The sequence below is a fragment of the Brevundimonas sp. R86498 genome, assembly GCF_044598075.1.
Lineage (GTDB): Bacteria > Pseudomonadota > Alphaproteobacteria > Caulobacterales > Caulobacteraceae > Brevundimonas.
On sequence record NZ_CP139004.1, the window covers coordinates 2,796,730 to 2,812,760 of the forward strand.

Sequence of the window (16,031 nt, forward strand, 5' to 3'; positions counted from 1 at the left end):
CTTCTGCGGCGGGGGCCGCGTAAAATTCGAAAGATGGAGAGAGCGGAGGGACCGTCCCTCCCCGCTTGGGCGAGGAGGGATCATTCGGTCGGTCAGCTGTTCTCCAGCTCCACGTTCAGACCCAGCGAACGCATTTCCTTGATGAGAACGTTGAAGCTCTCGGGAATGCCCGCCTCGAAGCTGTCGTCGCCACGCACGATGGCCTCGTAGACCTTCGTCCGGCCGGCCACGTCGTCGGACTTCACCGTCAGCATCTCCTGCAGGGTGTAGGCGGCGCCGTAAGCTTCCAGAGCCCAGACCTCCATTTCCCCGAAGCGCTGACCGCCGAACTGCGCCTTGCCGCCCAGCGGCTGCTGGGTGACCAGCGAGTACGGTCCGATCGAACGGGCGTGGATCTTGTCGTCGACCAGGTGGTGCAGCTTCAGCATGTAGATGTAGCCGACCGTGACCGGACGCTTGAACTGCTCGCCGGTCTGGCCGTCATAGACGATCGACTGACCCGAACGCTCCAGACCCGCCTTCTCCAGCAAGTCCTCGATGTCCGAGATGTGGGCACCGTCGAACACCGGGGTGGCGAACGGAACGCCCTTGGACAGGTTCTGCGCCAGCTCGACCAGCTCGTGCTCGTCCTGCGGCAGGGGGGTATCCTCGCCGTAGATGCCGGTCAGATGGTCGATCAGCGCCTGCTTCTGGCCGCCGCCCTGCCAGGCTTCCAGCAGACCCTGGATCTGCTTGCCCAGGCCCGCCGACGCCCAACCCAGATGGGTCTCGAAGATCTGGCCGATGTTCATGCGCGAAGGCACGCCCAGCGGGTTCAGCACCACGTCGACCGAGGTCCCGTCTTCCAGGTGCGGCATGTCCTCGATCGGCAGGATCTTGGAGATGACACCCTTGTTGCCGTGACGACCGGCCATCTTGTCCCCGGGCTGAAGCTTGCGCTTCACCGCCACGAACACCTTGACCATCTTCATCACGCCGGGGGGCAGTTCGTCGCCGCGCTGCAGCTTCTCGACCTTGTCCTCGAAGCGGCGATCAAGGGCCTTCCTGGCATCCTCGAACGACTTCTTCATCTGCTCCAGCTCGCCCATCGCCTTCTCGTCGTCGAGGGCGATCTGCCACCACAGGCCGCGCGACAGCTCGCCCAGCTTGGCTTCGGTGACTTCACCGCGACCCAGGCCCTTGGGACCCGAGACAGCGTTCTTGCCCAGAACCAGGGGCTTCAGGCGGCCATAGACGTTGCGCTCGAGGATCGCGAGCTCATCGTCGCGGTCCTTGCCGAGGCGTTCGATCTCGTCGCGCTCGATCGACATGGCGCGCTCGTCCTTGTCGACGCCGTGACGGTTGAACACGCGCACGTCGACGATCGTACCGGCCACGCCGGGCGGCAGGCGCAGGGAGGTGTCGCGCACGTCCGAAGCCTTCTCGCCGAAGATGGCGCGGAGCAGCTTCTCTTCCGGGGTCATCGGGCTTTCGCCCTTCGGCGTGACCTTGCCGACCAGGATGTCGCCCGGCTGGACCTCGGCCCCGATGGCCACAATGCCCGCCTCGTCGAGGTTGCGCAGGGCTTCCTCGCCGACGTTCGGGATATCGCGGGTGATTTCCTCAGGCCCGAGCTTCGTATCGCGGGCCATCACCTCGAACTCCTCGAGGTGGATCGAGGTGAAGACGTCGTCGCGCACGATGCGCTCCGAGATCAGGATCGAGTCCTCGAAGTTGTAGCCGTTCCAGGGCATGAAGGCGACCAGCGCGTTCCGGCCGAGGGCCAGTTCGCCCAGGTCCGTCGACGGGCCGTCGGCGATCACGTCGCCGACCTTCACCTCATCGCCCACGCGCACGATCGGGCGCTGGTTGATGCAGGTCGACTGGTTGGACCGCTGGAACTTGGACAGGCGGTAGATGTCGACGCCCGACCGGCCGGCATCCAGTTCGTTGGTGGCGCGCACCACGATCCGGGTCCCGTCGATCTGTTCGACCACACCGTCGCGACGGGCCACGACCACGGCACCGGAGTCCCGGGCCACGACCGCTTCCATGCCCGTGCCGACCAGCGGCGCGTCGGACTGCACCAGAGGCACGGCCTGACGCTGCATGTTCGCGCCCATCAGGGCCCGGTTGGCGTCGTCGTTTTCCAGGAACGGGATCAGGGCGGCGGCGACCGAAACGACCTGTTTCGGCGACACGTCCATCATGTCCACGTCGGCCTTGATCAGCAGCTGGGATTCGCCGTTGATCCGGCCCGGAACCAGGTCATCGACGATCTCGCCGTTGTTCAGCGCGATGTTCGCCTGGGCGATCGTGTATTTCAACTCCTCCATGGCCGAGATGTAGACCACCTCGTCCTGGGCCTTGCCGTCCTTCACGCGCCGGTACGGGCTCTCGATGAAGCCGTACTTGTTGACCCGGGCGTGGGTCGCCAGCGAGTTGATCAGGCCGATGTTCGGGCCTTCCGGCGTTTCGATCGGGCAGATCCGGCCGTAGTGGGTCGGGTGCACGTCGCGGACTTCAAAGCCGGCACGCTCGCGCGTCAGACCGCCCGGTCCAAGCGCCGACAGGCGACGCTTGTGGGTGATCTCGGACAGCGGATTGGTCTGGTCCATGAACTGCGACAGCTGCGAGGAGCCGAAGAACTCCCGCACCGAGGCCGCGGCCGGCTTGGCGTTGATCAGGTCGTGCGGCATGACCGTGTCGATATCGACCGAGGACATGCGCTCCTTGATGGCGCGCTCCATGCGCAGCAGGCCGACGCGGTACTGGTTCTCCAGCAGCTCGCCCACCGAACGCACCCGGCGGTTGCCGAGGTTGTCGATGTCGTCGATCTCGCCGCGGCCGTCCTTCAGACCCACCAGGATCTGCAGCACCTTCAGGACGTCGTCCTTCTGCAGCACGCGAATCTCGTCGGAGACTTCCGGGGTCTCCAGACGCATGTTCATCTTGACCCGGCCCACGGCCGACAGGTCGTAGCGTTCGCTGTCGAAGAACAGCGAGTTGAACATGGCCTCGGCGGCTTCCGGGGTCGGCGGCTCACCGGGACGCATCACGCGGTAGATGTCGAACAGCGCATCCTCGCGACCGGTCGACTTGTCGACCCGCAGGGTGTTGCGGATGTAGGCCCCGACCGTGACGTGGTCGATGTCCAGCACGTCGATGGTGGTGAAGCCCTTGGACTCCAGCAGCTCGATGGTCGGCGCATCCAGCTCGTCGCCGGCCTCGGCATAGATCTCGCCGGTTTCGAAGTTGACGGCGTCAGCCGCCAGATAGCGGGTCACCAGGGCATCGGCCGCCAGCGACAGCGAGGTGGTGGTGTCGCCCAGCTTCTTGGCGGCGCGGGCGCTGATCTTGGCCCCGGCAGCGGCCACGACCTCGCCGGTGTCGGCGTCGATCAGGTCGAACTCGGGCTTCACGCCCCTCCAGCGCTCGGGCTTGTAGGGGGTGACCCAGCCTTCGCCACGCTTCTCATAGGGCACGGTCTCGTAGAAGGTCCGCAGGATCTCCTCGCCGTCCATGCCGAGCGCATAGAGGAAGGTGGTCGCCGGCAGCTTGCGGCGACGGTCGATACGCACGAACACCACGTCCTTGGCGTCGAACTCGAAGTCCAGCCAGGAGCCGCGGTACGGGATCACCCGCGCGGCGAACAGCAGCTTGCCCGAGGAGTGGGTCTTGCCCTTGTCGTGGTCGAAGAAGACGCCCGGCGAGCGGTGCATCTGCGACACGATCACCCGCTCGGTGCCGTTGACGATGAAGGTCCCCTTGTCCGTCATCAGGGGGATGTCCCCCATATAGACGTCCTGCTCCTTGATGTCCTTGACCGAGCGCGCGCCCGTTTCCTCGTCCGCCTCGAACACGATCAGGCGCAGCTTGACCTTCAGCGGCGCGGCATAGGTCATGTCGCGCTGGATGCATTCCTCGACGTCGTATTTCGGGTCCTCGAACTCGTAGGAGACGTACTCCAGCACGGCGCGTTCGTTGAAGTCCTTGATCGGGAAGACCGAGCGGAACACCGCCTCGATGCCCTGCTCCTTGCGCACGTTCGGGCGAACCTCACGCTGCAGGAACTGCTCATAGGAGGCGCGCTGAACCTCGATCAGGTTCGGCATCGCCACCGCCTCGGGGATACGCCCGAAGGATTTGCGGATGCGCTTCTTGCCGGTGAAGGTCGTGGCCGATGCGATCTGACCGTTGATGGTGAGACCGTTCAGGACGTCAGTCATTCTGTTTTCCCATTCGCGGACCCCGGGGGAAGGCCTCGCGCACAATGCAGCAGCCACGGCAGCGCGAGCGGTCGCGTCCCGTGGCAGTCGGTTTCGGCCTCCACCCTCGATCCGTTCCGGATCAGGAGGCCTGAAATCTGGTAAGCTCCCTGGGGAAGGAGCCACGCCTTCGCTCGGTCGGAGGGCGACGGACCGGGCCTCGGCGCTTTCGCGCAGACTCATGGGGAGTGTTGCGGAACCGGGACATATACAAGCTTCCCGGGCGAAATAAAGGCCCCCGCCCTACTTTCCTCCACAGGGCCCGCGAGACGGAAAAAATCGACACGCCCTGTCGATCCCGGCCACCCTCGCGCGTCTCCCCTTCGTCATGCAGGATCGGACCGTCCGATCCCGACCACAAACGGAGGCTGACCGATGCAATATGTACTGCTGATCCATGAGCCCGAAGCCGAATCCTACCCGGACGGCGAGGCCGGCCAGGCCTGGAAGGCCATTCTCGAGGCCCACACCCACTACGGCATGCAGATGGGCCAGGCCGGGGTGTTCGTCGGTGGTGCCGGCCTGAAGTCCGTCTCCACCGCGACCACGGTCCGCGTCACCCCGGCCGGGCGCACCATCCACGACGGCCCCTTCGCCGAGACGCGCGAACAGCTGGGCGGCCTCTATATGATTGATGTGCCCGATCTCGACGCCGCCATCGACTGGGCGAAACGGCTCCCGATCGCCGGCACCGGGTCCATCGAGATCCGTCCCCTCCTCCCCCCGCCCTCCCAGGGCTGAACCTCCCCCTGTGGGCCGTCTCCTCGACAGGACGTTCCGGGACGCCGGCGGCCGGGTGGTCTCCGCCCTCGCCGCCGCCTTCCGCGACCTCGACCTGGCCGAGGAGGCCTTCGCCGAGGCCTGTGCCCGCGCCGCCGGACGGTGGGGGGATGCGCCCCCCGCCGACCCGGCCGCCTGGCTCTACGCCGTCGCCCGGCGGGTCGCGGTGGACCGCGTCCGTCGCCGCACCACGGCCGCCGCGTGGCAACCCGACGCGGCACCGCCCGAACCGACGCCTGAGGACCATGTCATGGCCCTGGACCAGCCCATCCCGGACGAGCGGCTGCGCCTGATCTTCGTCTGCTGCCATCCCGCCGTCAGCCCGGACGCCCGCGCGGCCCTGACCCTGCGAACCGTCTGCGGCCTCACCACGGCCGAGGTCGCGACCGCCTTCCTGATCCCGGAGGCCACCCTTGCCCAGAGGCTGGTCCGGGCGAAACGCAAGATCGCGGACGCCGGCGTCCCCTATGAGGTGCCCACCCCCGACCGCTGGCCCGAGCGAATCGACGCGGTGCTGTCGACGCTTGAGGTCGCCTATGCCCAGGCCCATGCCGACGCCGCCGGTGCCGGGCCCCACGCCGCCTTCGCCCCCGAGATGCTGACCCTGTCCGGCCTGCTCGCGGCCCTCGTCCCGGACGATGCCGAGGTCCAGGCCCTGGCCGCCACCTTCCACTATGCCGAGGCCCGCCGGCCGGCCCGCCTTGGACCCGACGGGGCCCTCGTCCCCCTCGCCGATCAGGAGCCGGCCGAATGGAACGCCCCCCTGATCACCGGGGCGGAGGCCCTTCTGGCCCGCTCGGCCGTCTGCTCCCGCCGGCAGGGCACGCTCCCGGGCCCGCGTGCCCTCCAGGCCGCCATCCACGGGGCCCACGCCGCCCGCGCCCGGACCGGACGCACCGACTGGACCGCCATCCTCGGCCTGTACAATCTCCTGCTCGCGCAGCGCGACGATCCGGTCATCCGCACCAACCGGGCCGTCGCCCTGGCCGAGGTCGAGGGGCCCGCCGCCGCCCTCGACGCTCTGCTCACGGTCGAGGCCGACGGCTGGCTCCCGCTCCACGCCGCCCGGGCCGAGATGTTCGCCCGCCTCGGCTGGACCGCCGACGCGCGACAGGAATACACCGCCGCCCTCGCCCTCTCGCCGTCCCCGGCCGAGGCCCTGTTCCTGCGCCGCCGCCGGGAGACGCTCGACGCGTAGCGAGTGGCCGCGGACCCTGCTAGCGTCACCGCATGAAACGTCTCCTTGCCCTTGCGCCCCTGTTCGCCCTCGCCGCCTGCGCCACGCGCGGTGAGCCCGTCACCTATGCCGAAACGGCCGCGGCCGCCGCCGAGGTGGAAGCCCGCGAGCCCCTGACGCCGCAGCAGACCTGGGAGGCCGGCCAGGCCGCGTATCTCCGCTGGAACGGGGCCCGGCGCGGCTGGACCACCACGGCCTCGGGCCTTCAGTACCATCGGGAAGGCCGCGCCCATCCGGATGCGCCGCAGCCCACCGCCACCGACACCGTCCGCGTGCACTACGAGGGCACCTTCATCGACGGACGCAAGTTCGACAGCTCGTATGATCGCGGCGAGCCCGCCGAGTTCCCGCTGAACCGCGTCATCAAGGGCTGGACCGAGGGCGTCGCCCTCATGCACGTCGGCGAGACCGTCCATTTCGCCATCCCCGCCGACCTCGCCTACGGAAACCGCTGGGTCGGCGGCGGCGAGATCCCCCCCAACTCGACCCTCCTGTTCAAGGTCGAACTGCTGGACGTCAAACCAGCGGGCTGACTCTACGGTCCCTCTCCCGGCGGGAGAGGGCTTGAGGCTCGCAGAGCGCAGCGATGCGCCAGCCGAAAGGGTGAGGGGTTTTGCCCTCACCGGTTGGCTCCCTCCCCTCACCCTTTCGCACAAGGACGACGGCTTGCGCCGCCGTGTGCTCAAGCCCTCTCCCCATGGGAGAGGGAGAAACGATCATTGAGGAATTCCGCTTCTGCGTTCAACGCAGGCGCCGAATTCCCGAACCCTTTCAACACCCGTCCCGAAACAAGTCCCCGCCAGCCATACACGCCCCCAACCGCGCGTATCCTTCCGGTGTCCCGTCGCACGGGGAAGGTGTCCTGGGCCCAGGACCCGGACGCGCGGCGGGGCCGATCGCAGGGTTGCCGGGGGCGAAACCCCCGGGTCCGGCGGTGCACTGGGCACCGTCGCCTGTCGCAGGCTGAGAGTCGGAAAGAGGACCAATCGGGCAGCACCGAGACGCCGGGGAAACGGCCCCGGCGTTCCCGACACAAGACGTCCTACCCCCGAGCGCTTGCGAAAACCGGTCGGGCGGAGCCGAGGCGAACACGCCGAAACTCTACAACAGGCGGCCACCGGCGACGGTGTCCGTCACGGTCCCGGGCGAGATCGCCCACGGCTCCGACGCTTCCCCGACTCTCCCGGCCGCTGGGCCAGGGAGCGATGACGCATGACCACAGGTCATCGCCCCTTGACCTGCCCCCCTCCCCGTCGTGATCTGCCGGCCCCGCCAGAATCCGGATTGCCCCATGTCGCGTCTCGCTGCCTCTGCCTGCCTCGCCGCCCTCCTGATCGCGAGTGCCTCGCCGGGGGCCGCCCAGACATCAGGCCCGATGACGCCGAACATCGGCGGCTTCCCCGACAGCCCCCTTATCCCGCCACCGATCAACGCGACCTATCCCGGCATCATCCGCTATGAGGTCGACGCCACGGATCTGGACCGCCGCATCGTCTCGGTGCGCCAGACCATTCCGGTCACCGGCCGGTCCCTGACCCTGCTCTATCCGAAATACCTGCCCGGCAATCACGCCGCGACCGGCCCGATCCACCTGCTCGCCGGGCTCACCCTCACCGCGAACGGCCAGCGCATCGACTGGCGACGCGATGCGGTGGATCCGCACGCTTTCCACATCGACATCCCGGCCGGGGTCTCGCAGATCGAGGCCGCCTTCCAATGGCTGACCCAGTCCGACAACGCCAACTGGCGCGTGGTCATGACGCCGTCGATGATGAACCTGCAGTTCGAGAAAGCCCTGCTCTATCCGGCCGGCTATGCCGCCACCGGCATCACCTTCGCCCCCTCAGTCCGCCTGCCCCAGGGCTGGCAGTACGGCGTGGCCATGGAGACCACGTCGTTCGAGAACGGCCTCGCCACTTTCGCCCCCGTCTCGCTCTACACCCTCGCCGACAGCCCCATGTTCGCCGGCCAGCACTACCGTCGCATCGATATCGATCCGACCGGCGAGGACGTGCACCTGAACATCGTGGCGGACGAGGCCGCCAACCTGGCCCCCACGGCCGAACAGCTTGGCCACTACGAGGCCATGGTCACCCAGGCCGACCGCCTGTTCGGCTCGCGCCATTTCGACCAGTATGAATTCCTGCTGGGCCTGACCAACCAGATGGGCGGCATCGGCCTCGAGCATCACCGCTCGTCCGAGAACACCCACGCCCCCGATTATTTCACCAGCTGGGCCAAATCCGCCGGCTCCCGCGCCCTCTTGCCACACGAATACGCCCACTCGTGGAACGGCAAGTTCATGCGACCGGCTGACGAGCTGACCGCCAACTACAACGTCCCGACCGAAAACAGCCTGCTGTGGGTCTATGAGGGCCAGACCGAATACTGGGGCGATGTCCTGGCCGCCCGCTCCGGCCTGCATTCGAAGGATCACGCCCTGGTCATCCTGGCCGACCGCGCCGCCTTCTACGAAAACCAGGCCGGGCGCCAGTGGCGCAACCTCCAGGACACCAACAACCACAATCTGCTGGGCTACCGCGTCCCCGGCCAGTGGCCGTCGTGGATGCGCGGCACCGGTGACTACTATGACGAGGCGGCCCTGGTCTGGCTGGACGCCGACACCCTGATCCGCGAGCGCTCGAACGGCCGCCGCTCGCTGGACGACTTCGCCCGCACCTTCTTCTCGCCGGAAGGCACGGACGGCAGCTGGACGCCCCGCGGCTACACCTTCGCCGATGTGGTCGCCGCCCTGAACGCGGTCGAACCCTATGACTGGGCCACCTTCCTGCGCAGCCGTCTTGATGCCGCCGGCCCCGAGGCTGAAGCCCCGCTCGACGGTATCGCGCGGGGCGGCTACCGCCTCGCCTATGTCGAGGAGCCGAACGCCATCGAAAAGGCGATGCACTCGAACTGGGGCTCGGACTTCCGCTACTCCCTCGGCTTCGCCCTCGCCGGCCCCACCCAGCGCATCGTCGGCATCCAGTGGGGCGGCCCGCTGTTCGAGGCCGGCGTCGGCGCGGGCTGGGAACTGGTCGCGGTCGGCGACCGGGTCGCCACCCCGGAGGTCCTGCGCGAGGCGGTCACCGCCGCCAAATCCGGCGAGGCTCCCATCCGCCTGATCCTCAAGAACGGCCAGCGCATCCGCACGGTCGATCTCAACTACACCGGCGGCTTGCGCTACCCGCGCCTCGAACGCGTGGAGGGCACCCCCGACCGCATCGGCGACATCCTGACGGCGCGGCGGAGATAACGGCTGGGGGGACGCGCATTACCGAAACATAATGCGGCGGCGTGCATCCCGCGAAGGGACACGCCGCCTCATCCTTCCGGCGTAGTCCTTACGCTTCAAGGGGGTTTCCGATGTCCAGCCACTCGCGTCTTCGCACGCGTCTTGCCGTCTCCGTCCTCGGTGCCTTTACGCTCTGCGCCGGCCCCGTCCTGGCCCAGGACGTCAGCCGCATGGATCAGATCGCCCGCGAGAGCACCGCCCGCGACGAATTCTCCGGGTCCGTCCTCGTCGCGCGGGGCGATCAGGTGTTGCTGGACCAGGGCTACGGCCTGGCCAACCGGGAATGGAACATTCCCAATGACGGCGACACCAAATTCCGGCTCGGCTCGATCACCAAACAGTTCACGGCGGTCGCCGTCATGCTGCTCCACGAGCGCGGCCTGGTCGATCTCGACGCGCCGCTGAAGACCTACATCACCGAGGCCCCTGCCAGCTGGGACGGGGTGACCGTCCGTCACCTGCTGACCCACACCTCCGGCATTCCGAACTTCACGGCCTTCCCCGACTACGAGGCGCAGAAGACCCGACCGGCCACGCTAGAGGCCCTGATCGCGCGATTCCGGGACCATCCCCTGGAGTTCCAGCCGGGCGAGGGCTGGGCCTATTCCAACTCGGGCTACGTCCTGCTGACCGCCCTCATCGAACGGGTCAGCGGTCAGGGCTATGCCGCCTTCGTCTGCGCCAACCTGTTGCAGCCGCTGGGCATGGCCGACAGCGGCTATGACAGCCACACCGCCATCCTGCCCCGCCGCGCCTCGGGCTATGTGCCAACCGCCGACGGCTTCGCCCATGCCGACTACGTCGACATGACCATCCCCGGGGGCGCGGGCGGGCTCTATTCGACCACCCATGACCTGCTGAAATGGGAACAGGGCCTGTTCGGCGGCCGGCTGCTGCGCCCGGCCTCCCTGACAGCGCTCACCACGCCACAGCGGAACGGCTACGCCATGGGCCTCGGCGTCACCCCCAACGCGACGGGAGCCCTGATCCAGCACAGCGGTGGCATCGAGGGATTCAACACCGCGATGGCTTACGACACCGGCAGCGCCATGACCGTGATCGTGCTGGCCAACCTCAACGGACCGGGAGCGGACAAGCTGGGCACGGATCTGATGACCCTGGCCCGCGGTGGCACCGTCACCCTGCCCGACGAGCGGCAGGTCATTGCGGTCCCGGCCGAGGCCCTCCGCGCCTATGAAGGCATCTACGACCTCGCCCCGACCTTCGCGATCACGGTCACGGTGGTGGACGGCAAGTTGATGGCCCAGGCCACCGGCCAGTCCGCCTTCGAACTGTTCGCGGAAGCCGACGATGCCTTCTTCCTGCGCGTGGTCGACGCCCGGATCGTCTTCACCCGCGACGCGGCCGGGGCCGTGGCCGGCCTCGTCCTGCATCAGGGCGGACGGGAAATGCCTGCGCCCAAACGCTAGTCCAGACGCAAACGAATGCCGGCCGGGGATCGCTCCCCGGCCCGAACGTCTAGGCCTTCAGCAAGCCCAGCAGGGCCTCGGCCGCCTCCCGCGACGAACCCGGGTTCTGCCCGGTCACCAGCTTGCCGTCGATGACCACATTGGAGCCCCAGTCCGGGCCCTTCGAATAGTCCCCGCCGTTGGCGATCAGTACATTCTCGACGAGGAACGGCACCACCTCGGTCAGACCGACGGCCTCCTCTTCCGTATTCGTGAAGCCGGTCACCTTACGCCCGTTGACCAGCGGATTGCCGTCCGCCCCGTTCACGGACTTCAGCACGCCCGGCGCATGGCAGACGAAGGCGGTCGGTTTGTCCGCCTTGGCAAAGGCCTCGATCAGAGCGATGGAGTCCGCGTCCGTCGCCAGATCCCACAGGGGCCCGTGACCGCCCGGATAGAAGACGGCATCGAAATCCGCTGCCTTGACCGACGCCAGAGGTACAGTCGCGGCGAGCACGGCCTGGGTCTGCGGATCGCCCTTGAAGCGACGGGTGTCGTCCGTCTGGGCGTCGGGCTCGTCGCTCTTGGGATCCAGCGGCGGCTGTCCGCCCCGGGGCGAGGCCAGCACGATCTCGGCCCCCGCATCCTTCAGCGCATAGTAGGGGGCCGCGAACTCCTCGAGCCAGAACCCGGTCTTCTTGCCCGTATCCCCGAGTTCGTCGTGCGAGGTCAGTACCATCAGGATGTTCATTCAGGCTCTCCATTTCAGGCCAAACAGATGGGAACCCGGACCGATCCCGCCAGACCTCGTATTTCCGGTCGAGGCCCCCTATGGCGCTCCCCCGGAAATCGTCTAGGCCTGCCTCCATCAGCAATCGAAAGGCGCACGATGAGACAGTGGATCGGGGTACTGGCAGTCGGACTGGCACTGCTGGGCTTCGGGTCGGGTGCCCGGGCCGCCTGCTCCGTCGGCGAACCTGGCGCGACCCGCACGATCACCCTGGGGCCCGACGGGCGGACGGCACAGCTCCATGTTCCGCGGACGTTCGACCGTGCCCGGCCCGCGCCGCTTGTCTTCGTCCTGCATGGCAGCGGAGGCACCGGAGCTGCGATCATGGCCGCGTCGGAGCTGGCCCAGACCGCGGATCGCCATGGCTTCATCGTCATCGCACCGGACGCCGGCATCCCGGTCGAGCGCGGGTTCGTCTGGAATGTCCCCGGCGTGCCGACCGTCACCGGCGCTGTCCCCGGGCCGGACGACGCGGACGACGTCGCCTTCCTCGTGCAGACCATCGACGACCTCGCCGCGCACGGGTGTGTCGATAACAGCCGGGTCTATGTCACCGGCTTTTCGGGCGGGGGGCGAATGACCTCCTGGCTGGGCTGTGTCGCCTCCGACCGCTTCGCGGCGATCGCTCCGGTGGTGGGCCTGCGGGCCGGGAATCCGCGTGAGGATGCCCCCAACGCGCCCGATCCGGCCACCTGCCGCCCCTCACACCCGATGCCGGTCATCGCCTTTGCCGGCGACGCGGACACCACCAATCCCGTCAAGGGCGGCGGAGCCCCCTACTGGAGCTATACGATGCATGCGGCCGAGCAGCGCTGGGCGCAGTTGAACGGCTGCACCGGCCCGCGCGATACGAAATGGGTCAGCCCGCAGGTCTATGACGAAGGCTATGCGGCTTGCCGCGACGACGCGGAGGTCATCGGCCGGATCACCGTAGGCGGCGGCCACAGCTGGGTCGCGGACAACGAGGCCATGTGGGCCTTCTTCGCCGGGCGGACACGACCGCAGGGCTGAGTCGGACAGGGCTCAGGCCAATGAAAAAGGCCCGGCGGTTTCCCGCCGGGCCTTTCCCGAAACAAACCTCGAAAGGTTGGTTCGTCTTACTTGACCTGCACCGTGGCACCGGCTTCCGTGAGCTTCTTGGCGACTTCGTCGGCGACTTGCTTGGAGACGTTCTCGACGACGTTCTGCGGAGCGCCTTCGACGAGGTCCTTGGCTTCCTTCAGACCCAGGTCGGCCCGCACGCCACGGACTTCCTTGATCACGTTGATCTTCTTGTCGCCGCCGTTGACCAGCACGACGGTGAATTCGGTTTGCTCTTCAGCGGCTTCAGCCGGAGCAGCGGCACCGCCACCGGCGGGCATTGCCATCGCGACCGGAGCAGCGGCGCTGACGCCCCACTTTTCTTCCAGCAGCTTGGACAGTTCGGCAGCTTCGAGGACGGTCAGCGAGGACAGGTCGTCGACGATCTTGGACAGGTCGGCCATGGTCAGTTTTCCTTCGGAGGATTGGGTTGGTTAGAGAGGGATTGCAGAGATGGAAGTCAGGTCGCTTACGCGGCTTCCTTGGTGGCATAGGCGTTGAACACCCGGGCCAGCTGGGCAGCCGGAGCTTGCACGACGCCGGCGATCTTGGTCGCGGGAGCGTTGAGCAGGCCGAGCAGCGAGGCGCGGATTTCGTCGAGCGTCGGCAGCTTGGAGAGGCTCTCCACGCCCTTCAGATCAACGACGGTCTCGCCCATGAAGCCACCGACGATGACGAAGCGGTCATTGCCCTTGGCGAACTCGGTCGCGACCTTGGCGGCCGTGGCGGGGTTCTCGGCATAGGCGATGCCCACGGGACCCTTGAACAGGCCGTGGTATTCGCTGCCTTCGTCCGCCTCGAGCGCCTTCAGCGCCAGGCGGTTCTTGACCACCTTGAACGCGCCACCCGCGGTGCGCAGACGGCCCCGCAGGTCTTCCATTTCCGCAACGGTCAGGCCCAGGTTGTGGGCCACGACCACGCTGCCCGCATCGGCGAAGACGCCTTTCAGCGACTCGATCAATTCGGCTTTTTGTGCGCGATCCATTGCGGTCTCCAGTCTTGAGGTTCGCCGCCGGGCTTATTCCCGACGCCGAGTGGCGAGCACGCCATGCGTCGCCGCAGTGCGTTCAGGCCGGGTAGCAATGTCCGAAGGATGCGCTGACGGTCGGTCCATCCCGGAAACCGGGCCGACGACTGTCGTTCGCGTCCCCATCTCCCCACGGCGCTGGAGGGCTCTCCAGCATTTACGGCAAGGGTGACCCCCTCGCCCCGAAGTTCTCGGACAGGACCGTCAGGACCAGGGTCTTGACGGGAAGTGGCGCTCTATACAGCAGCGCGAATGGAAATCAACCGGCCTTGTCGATCCCCGGCTCAGTCCGGCTCACCCGGAGCCTTGATGGTACGGTCTCCGAGAATATCCTGACGGTAGATCAGGATCACCAGCGCGAAGATCGTCAGGGCCAAAGGGCCGGACAGCACCACCCCCAGAGGCCCCAGCAGGGAGCCGAACGCCACGACCGAGAAGACCGTCACGATGATCGGCAGGCTGGCGACGTTCTTCTGCACCAGTGGGACCAGCAGCATGCTTTCGATCTGCTGCACGCCGAAGAACAGCAGCAAGGTGAACAACGCCTGGTCCCACCCCACCGTGGCTCCCATCAGCACCGCCGGGATTGTCGCCACGACCGGCCCGACAATCGGCACGAAGTTCAGCAGACCGGTCAGAACGCCGAGGGCGACGGGCGACGGCACGCCAATGAGCCAAAGCCCAAGTCCCGACACGGTGCCGACGACGACCATGGCGATCAGCTGCGCGCGCAGCCAACCTTTCAGGGCCTCTCCGATAGTGTCGAGGATGTACCGGGCCCGCGCCCGCCCCTGGCGGGGAACCAGGACCACCAGCCCCTCTCTCGCCTTGACAGGCGACAGGGCCAGATAGATGCCGGCCACGCTGACAAGCAGCAGACCGGTCAGGGCGGCGGCAATTCCCATGGCGAAGGTCTGAGCCCAGTCGAGGGCCGTGCCCGCATAGGCGCCGAGCTGCACCGTCATCTGCCGCACCGGAATGGCGAACGGCTGATCTTGGATCAGTTGTTCGATCCGGCTGACGCCGAGGGGGATGCTGGCGAGGATTGCCGCCGCCTGGTTCGTGATTTCGGATCCGAACAGGGTCAGGGCGAGGACGATCAGGCCCACGATCAGCAGAACGGACGCGATCACCACCAGGCTCGCGGGCAGGCGGGTGACCCGGATCACGGGATCAGCCACGGACCGGATGACCACGGCCATGACCACGGCCGCGAACATCATCAGCCACAGGTGGGACAGGGCGATGACCAGCTGGAAGGCGAAATAGCCTCCCACGAGACAGAAGGCCGCGAAACCGATCCGGAGGGCCGACCAGCCGGCGGTCGGGGTCTGGATCTCACGCTTGAAGATGTTCATCGGAAAACAGCCCTGTCGGTCGGCTAAACGCACGGGGCCCCTCCGCGTATCCCGGGGATGCTCCGTGAATCAAAAAAGGCGGCCCGAAGGCCGCCTTTTCTCAGGTCATCGCGAAGGCAATCAGGCGCTGATGGAGGCCGGATCGATCTTGATGCCCGGGCCCATCGTCGAGGACAGGCTGATGCGCTTCACATAGGTACCCTTGGCACCGGTCGGGCGGGCCTTCTGCAGGGCGTCGACATAGGCGCGGACGTTGGCCTCGAGGGCTTCCTGGGTGAAGGAGGCCTTGCCGATGCCGCCATGGGCGATACCGGCTTTCTCGACGCGGAACTCGACCGCACCGCCCTTGGCGTCCTTGACGGCCTGGGCGACGTTCGGGGTCACGGTGCCGACCTTGGGGTTCGGCATCAGGCCGCGCGGGCCCAGCACCTTACCCAGACGACCGACCAGGGCCATCATGTCCGGGGACGCGATGACGCGGTCGAAGTCCATGAAGCCGCCGTTGATCTTCTCGTACAGATCCTCGGCACCCACGACGTCGGCCCCGGCGGCCAGGGCCTCGGCGGCCTTGGCGTCCTTGGCGAAGACGGCGACGCGAACGTCACGGCCCGTGCCGGACGGCAGGTTGACGACGCCACGGACCTGCTGGTCGGCGTGACGGGGATCAACGCCCAGGTTGACGGCGATCTCGATCAACTCGTCGAACTTGGCCGAGGCATTGGCCTTCACGGCCGCGATGGCGTCGGAGACGGTCATCAGGGCCTGGGTGTCGGCGGTGAACGCCTTCATACGCTTGGATGGCTTGCTCATG

12 protein-coding genes are annotated in these 16,031 nt (G+C 67.4%); 6 read left to right on the plus strand and 6 right to left on the minus strand.

The window, feature by feature from the left end:
- Positions 1 to 92 precede the first annotated feature (92 nt).
- Entirely contained in the window at positions 93 to 4,208 is a 4,116-nt protein-coding gene (gene rpoB / locus SJY26_RS13740) for a DNA-directed RNA polymerase subunit beta (RefSeq protein ID WP_396593571.1), read from the minus strand.
- Between the two features lie 414 nt (positions 4,209 to 4,622).
- Here rpoB and SJY26_RS13745 point away from each other — a divergent pair, with 414 nt between their 5' ends.
- The 5 genes from SJY26_RS13745 to SJY26_RS13765 all read left to right on the plus strand — a co-directional run bounded on the left by SJY26_RS13745 (position 4,623) and on the right by SJY26_RS13765 (position 10,986).
- Positions 4,623 to 4,988, plus strand: coding sequence for a YciI family protein (locus SJY26_RS13745; protein WP_396593572.1), 366 nt, complete (start codon positions 4,623 to 4,625; stop codon positions 4,986 to 4,988).
- 10 nt (positions 4,989 to 4,998) lie between these two features.
- Positions 4,999 to 6,225 (plus strand): RNA polymerase sigma factor, encoded by a 1,227-nt coding sequence (locus SJY26_RS13750; protein ID WP_396593573.1) that lies wholly within the window; start codon positions 4,999 to 5,001, stop codon positions 6,223 to 6,225.
- A 32-nt stretch (positions 6,226 to 6,257) separates the two neighbouring features.
- Entirely contained in the window at positions 6,258 to 6,797 is a 540-nt protein-coding gene (locus SJY26_RS13755; RefSeq protein ID WP_396593574.1) for an FKBP-type peptidyl-prolyl cis-trans isomerase, read from the plus strand.
- A 758-nt stretch (positions 6,798 to 7,555) separates the two neighbouring features.
- Complete coding sequence (locus SJY26_RS13760) at positions 7,556 to 9,517, plus strand: M61 family metallopeptidase (protein WP_396593575.1); 1,962 nt, start codon at positions 7,556 to 7,558, stop codon at positions 9,515 to 9,517.
- A gap of 110 nt (positions 9,518 to 9,627) precedes the next feature.
- The gene (locus SJY26_RS13765) at positions 9,628 to 10,986 is read left to right on the plus strand and encodes a serine hydrolase (protein WP_396593576.1); all 1,359 of its coding nucleotides are present in this window, start codon (positions 9,628 to 9,630) and stop codon (positions 10,984 to 10,986) included.
- 49 nt (positions 10,987 to 11,035) lie between these two features.
- On the opposite strand, the gene SJY26_RS13770 is transcribed toward SJY26_RS13765, so the two are convergent.
- Positions 11,036 to 11,716, minus strand: coding sequence for a type 1 glutamine amidotransferase domain-containing protein (locus SJY26_RS13770; RefSeq protein WP_396593577.1), 681 nt, complete (start codon positions 11,714 to 11,716; stop codon positions 11,036 to 11,038).
- Positions 11,717 to 11,854: 138 nt separating this feature from the next.
- On the opposite strand from SJY26_RS13770, the gene SJY26_RS13775 reads away from it, so the two are divergent.
- Positions 11,855 to 12,766: an alpha/beta hydrolase family esterase gene (locus SJY26_RS13775; protein ID WP_396593578.1), complete on the plus strand. Its 912-nt coding sequence runs from the start codon at positions 11,855 to 11,857 to the stop codon at positions 12,764 to 12,766.
- A gap of 86 nt (positions 12,767 to 12,852) precedes the next feature.
- Here SJY26_RS13775 and rplL read toward each other — a convergent pair whose 3' ends face one another.
- From rplL to rplA, 4 genes are all read right to left on the minus strand, one after another.
- Positions 12,853 to 13,239 (minus strand): 50S ribosomal protein L7/L12, encoded by a 387-nt coding sequence (gene rplL, locus SJY26_RS13780; RefSeq protein WP_396593579.1) that lies wholly within the window; start codon positions 13,237 to 13,239, stop codon positions 12,853 to 12,855.
- Positions 13,240 to 13,304: 65 nt separating this feature from the next.
- Complete coding sequence (rplJ, locus tag SJY26_RS13785; RefSeq protein WP_396593580.1) at positions 13,305 to 13,820, minus strand: 50S ribosomal protein L10; 516 nt, start codon at positions 13,818 to 13,820, stop codon at positions 13,305 to 13,307.
- Positions 13,821 to 14,146: 326 nt separating this feature from the next.
- Positions 14,147 to 15,253, minus strand: a complete 1,107-nt coding sequence (locus SJY26_RS13790) for an AI-2E family transporter (RefSeq protein ID WP_396593581.1) — start codon at positions 15,251 to 15,253, stop codon at positions 14,147 to 14,149.
- A gap of 87 nt (positions 15,254 to 15,340) precedes the next feature.
- On the minus strand, positions 15,341 to 16,030 hold the full coding sequence (gene rplA / locus SJY26_RS13795) for a 50S ribosomal protein L1 (RefSeq protein WP_396593582.1): 690 nt from the start codon (positions 16,028 to 16,030) through the stop codon (positions 15,341 to 15,343).
- Between the last annotated feature and the right edge of the window lies 1 nt (position 16,031).

Coding starts and splice junctions, on each gene's coding strand:
- rplA (WP_396593582.1), bottom strand. CDS start 16,030: ATGAGCAAGCCATCCAAGCGTATGAAGGCGTTCACCGCCGACACCCAG.
- SJY26_RS13745 (WP_396593572.1), top strand. CDS start 4,623: ATGCAATATGTACTGCTGATCCATGAGCCCGAAGCCGAATCCTACCCG.
- SJY26_RS13775 (WP_396593578.1), top strand. CDS start 11,855: ATGAGACAGTGGATCGGGGTACTGGCAGTCGGACTGGCACTGCTGGGC.
- rplL (WP_396593579.1), bottom strand. CDS start 13,239: ATGGCCGACCTGTCCAAGATCGTCGACGACCTGTCCTCGCTGACCGTC.
- rplJ (WP_396593580.1), bottom strand. CDS start 13,820: ATGGATCGCGCACAAAAAGCCGAATTGATCGAGTCGCTGAAAGGCGTC.
- SJY26_RS13770 (WP_396593577.1), bottom strand. CDS start 11,716: ATGAACATCCTGATGGTACTGACCTCGCACGACGAACTCGGGGATACG.
- SJY26_RS13765 (WP_396593576.1), top strand. CDS start 9,628: ATGTCCAGCCACTCGCGTCTTCGCACGCGTCTTGCCGTCTCCGTCCTC.
- SJY26_RS13760 (WP_396593575.1), top strand. CDS start 7,556: ATGTCGCGTCTCGCTGCCTCTGCCTGCCTCGCCGCCCTCCTGATCGCG.
- rpoB (WP_396593571.1), bottom strand. CDS start 4,208: ATGACTGACGTCCTGAACGGTCTCACCATCAACGGTCAGATCGCATCG.
- SJY26_RS13755 (WP_396593574.1), top strand. CDS start 6,258: ATGAAACGTCTCCTTGCCCTTGCGCCCCTGTTCGCCCTCGCCGCCTGC.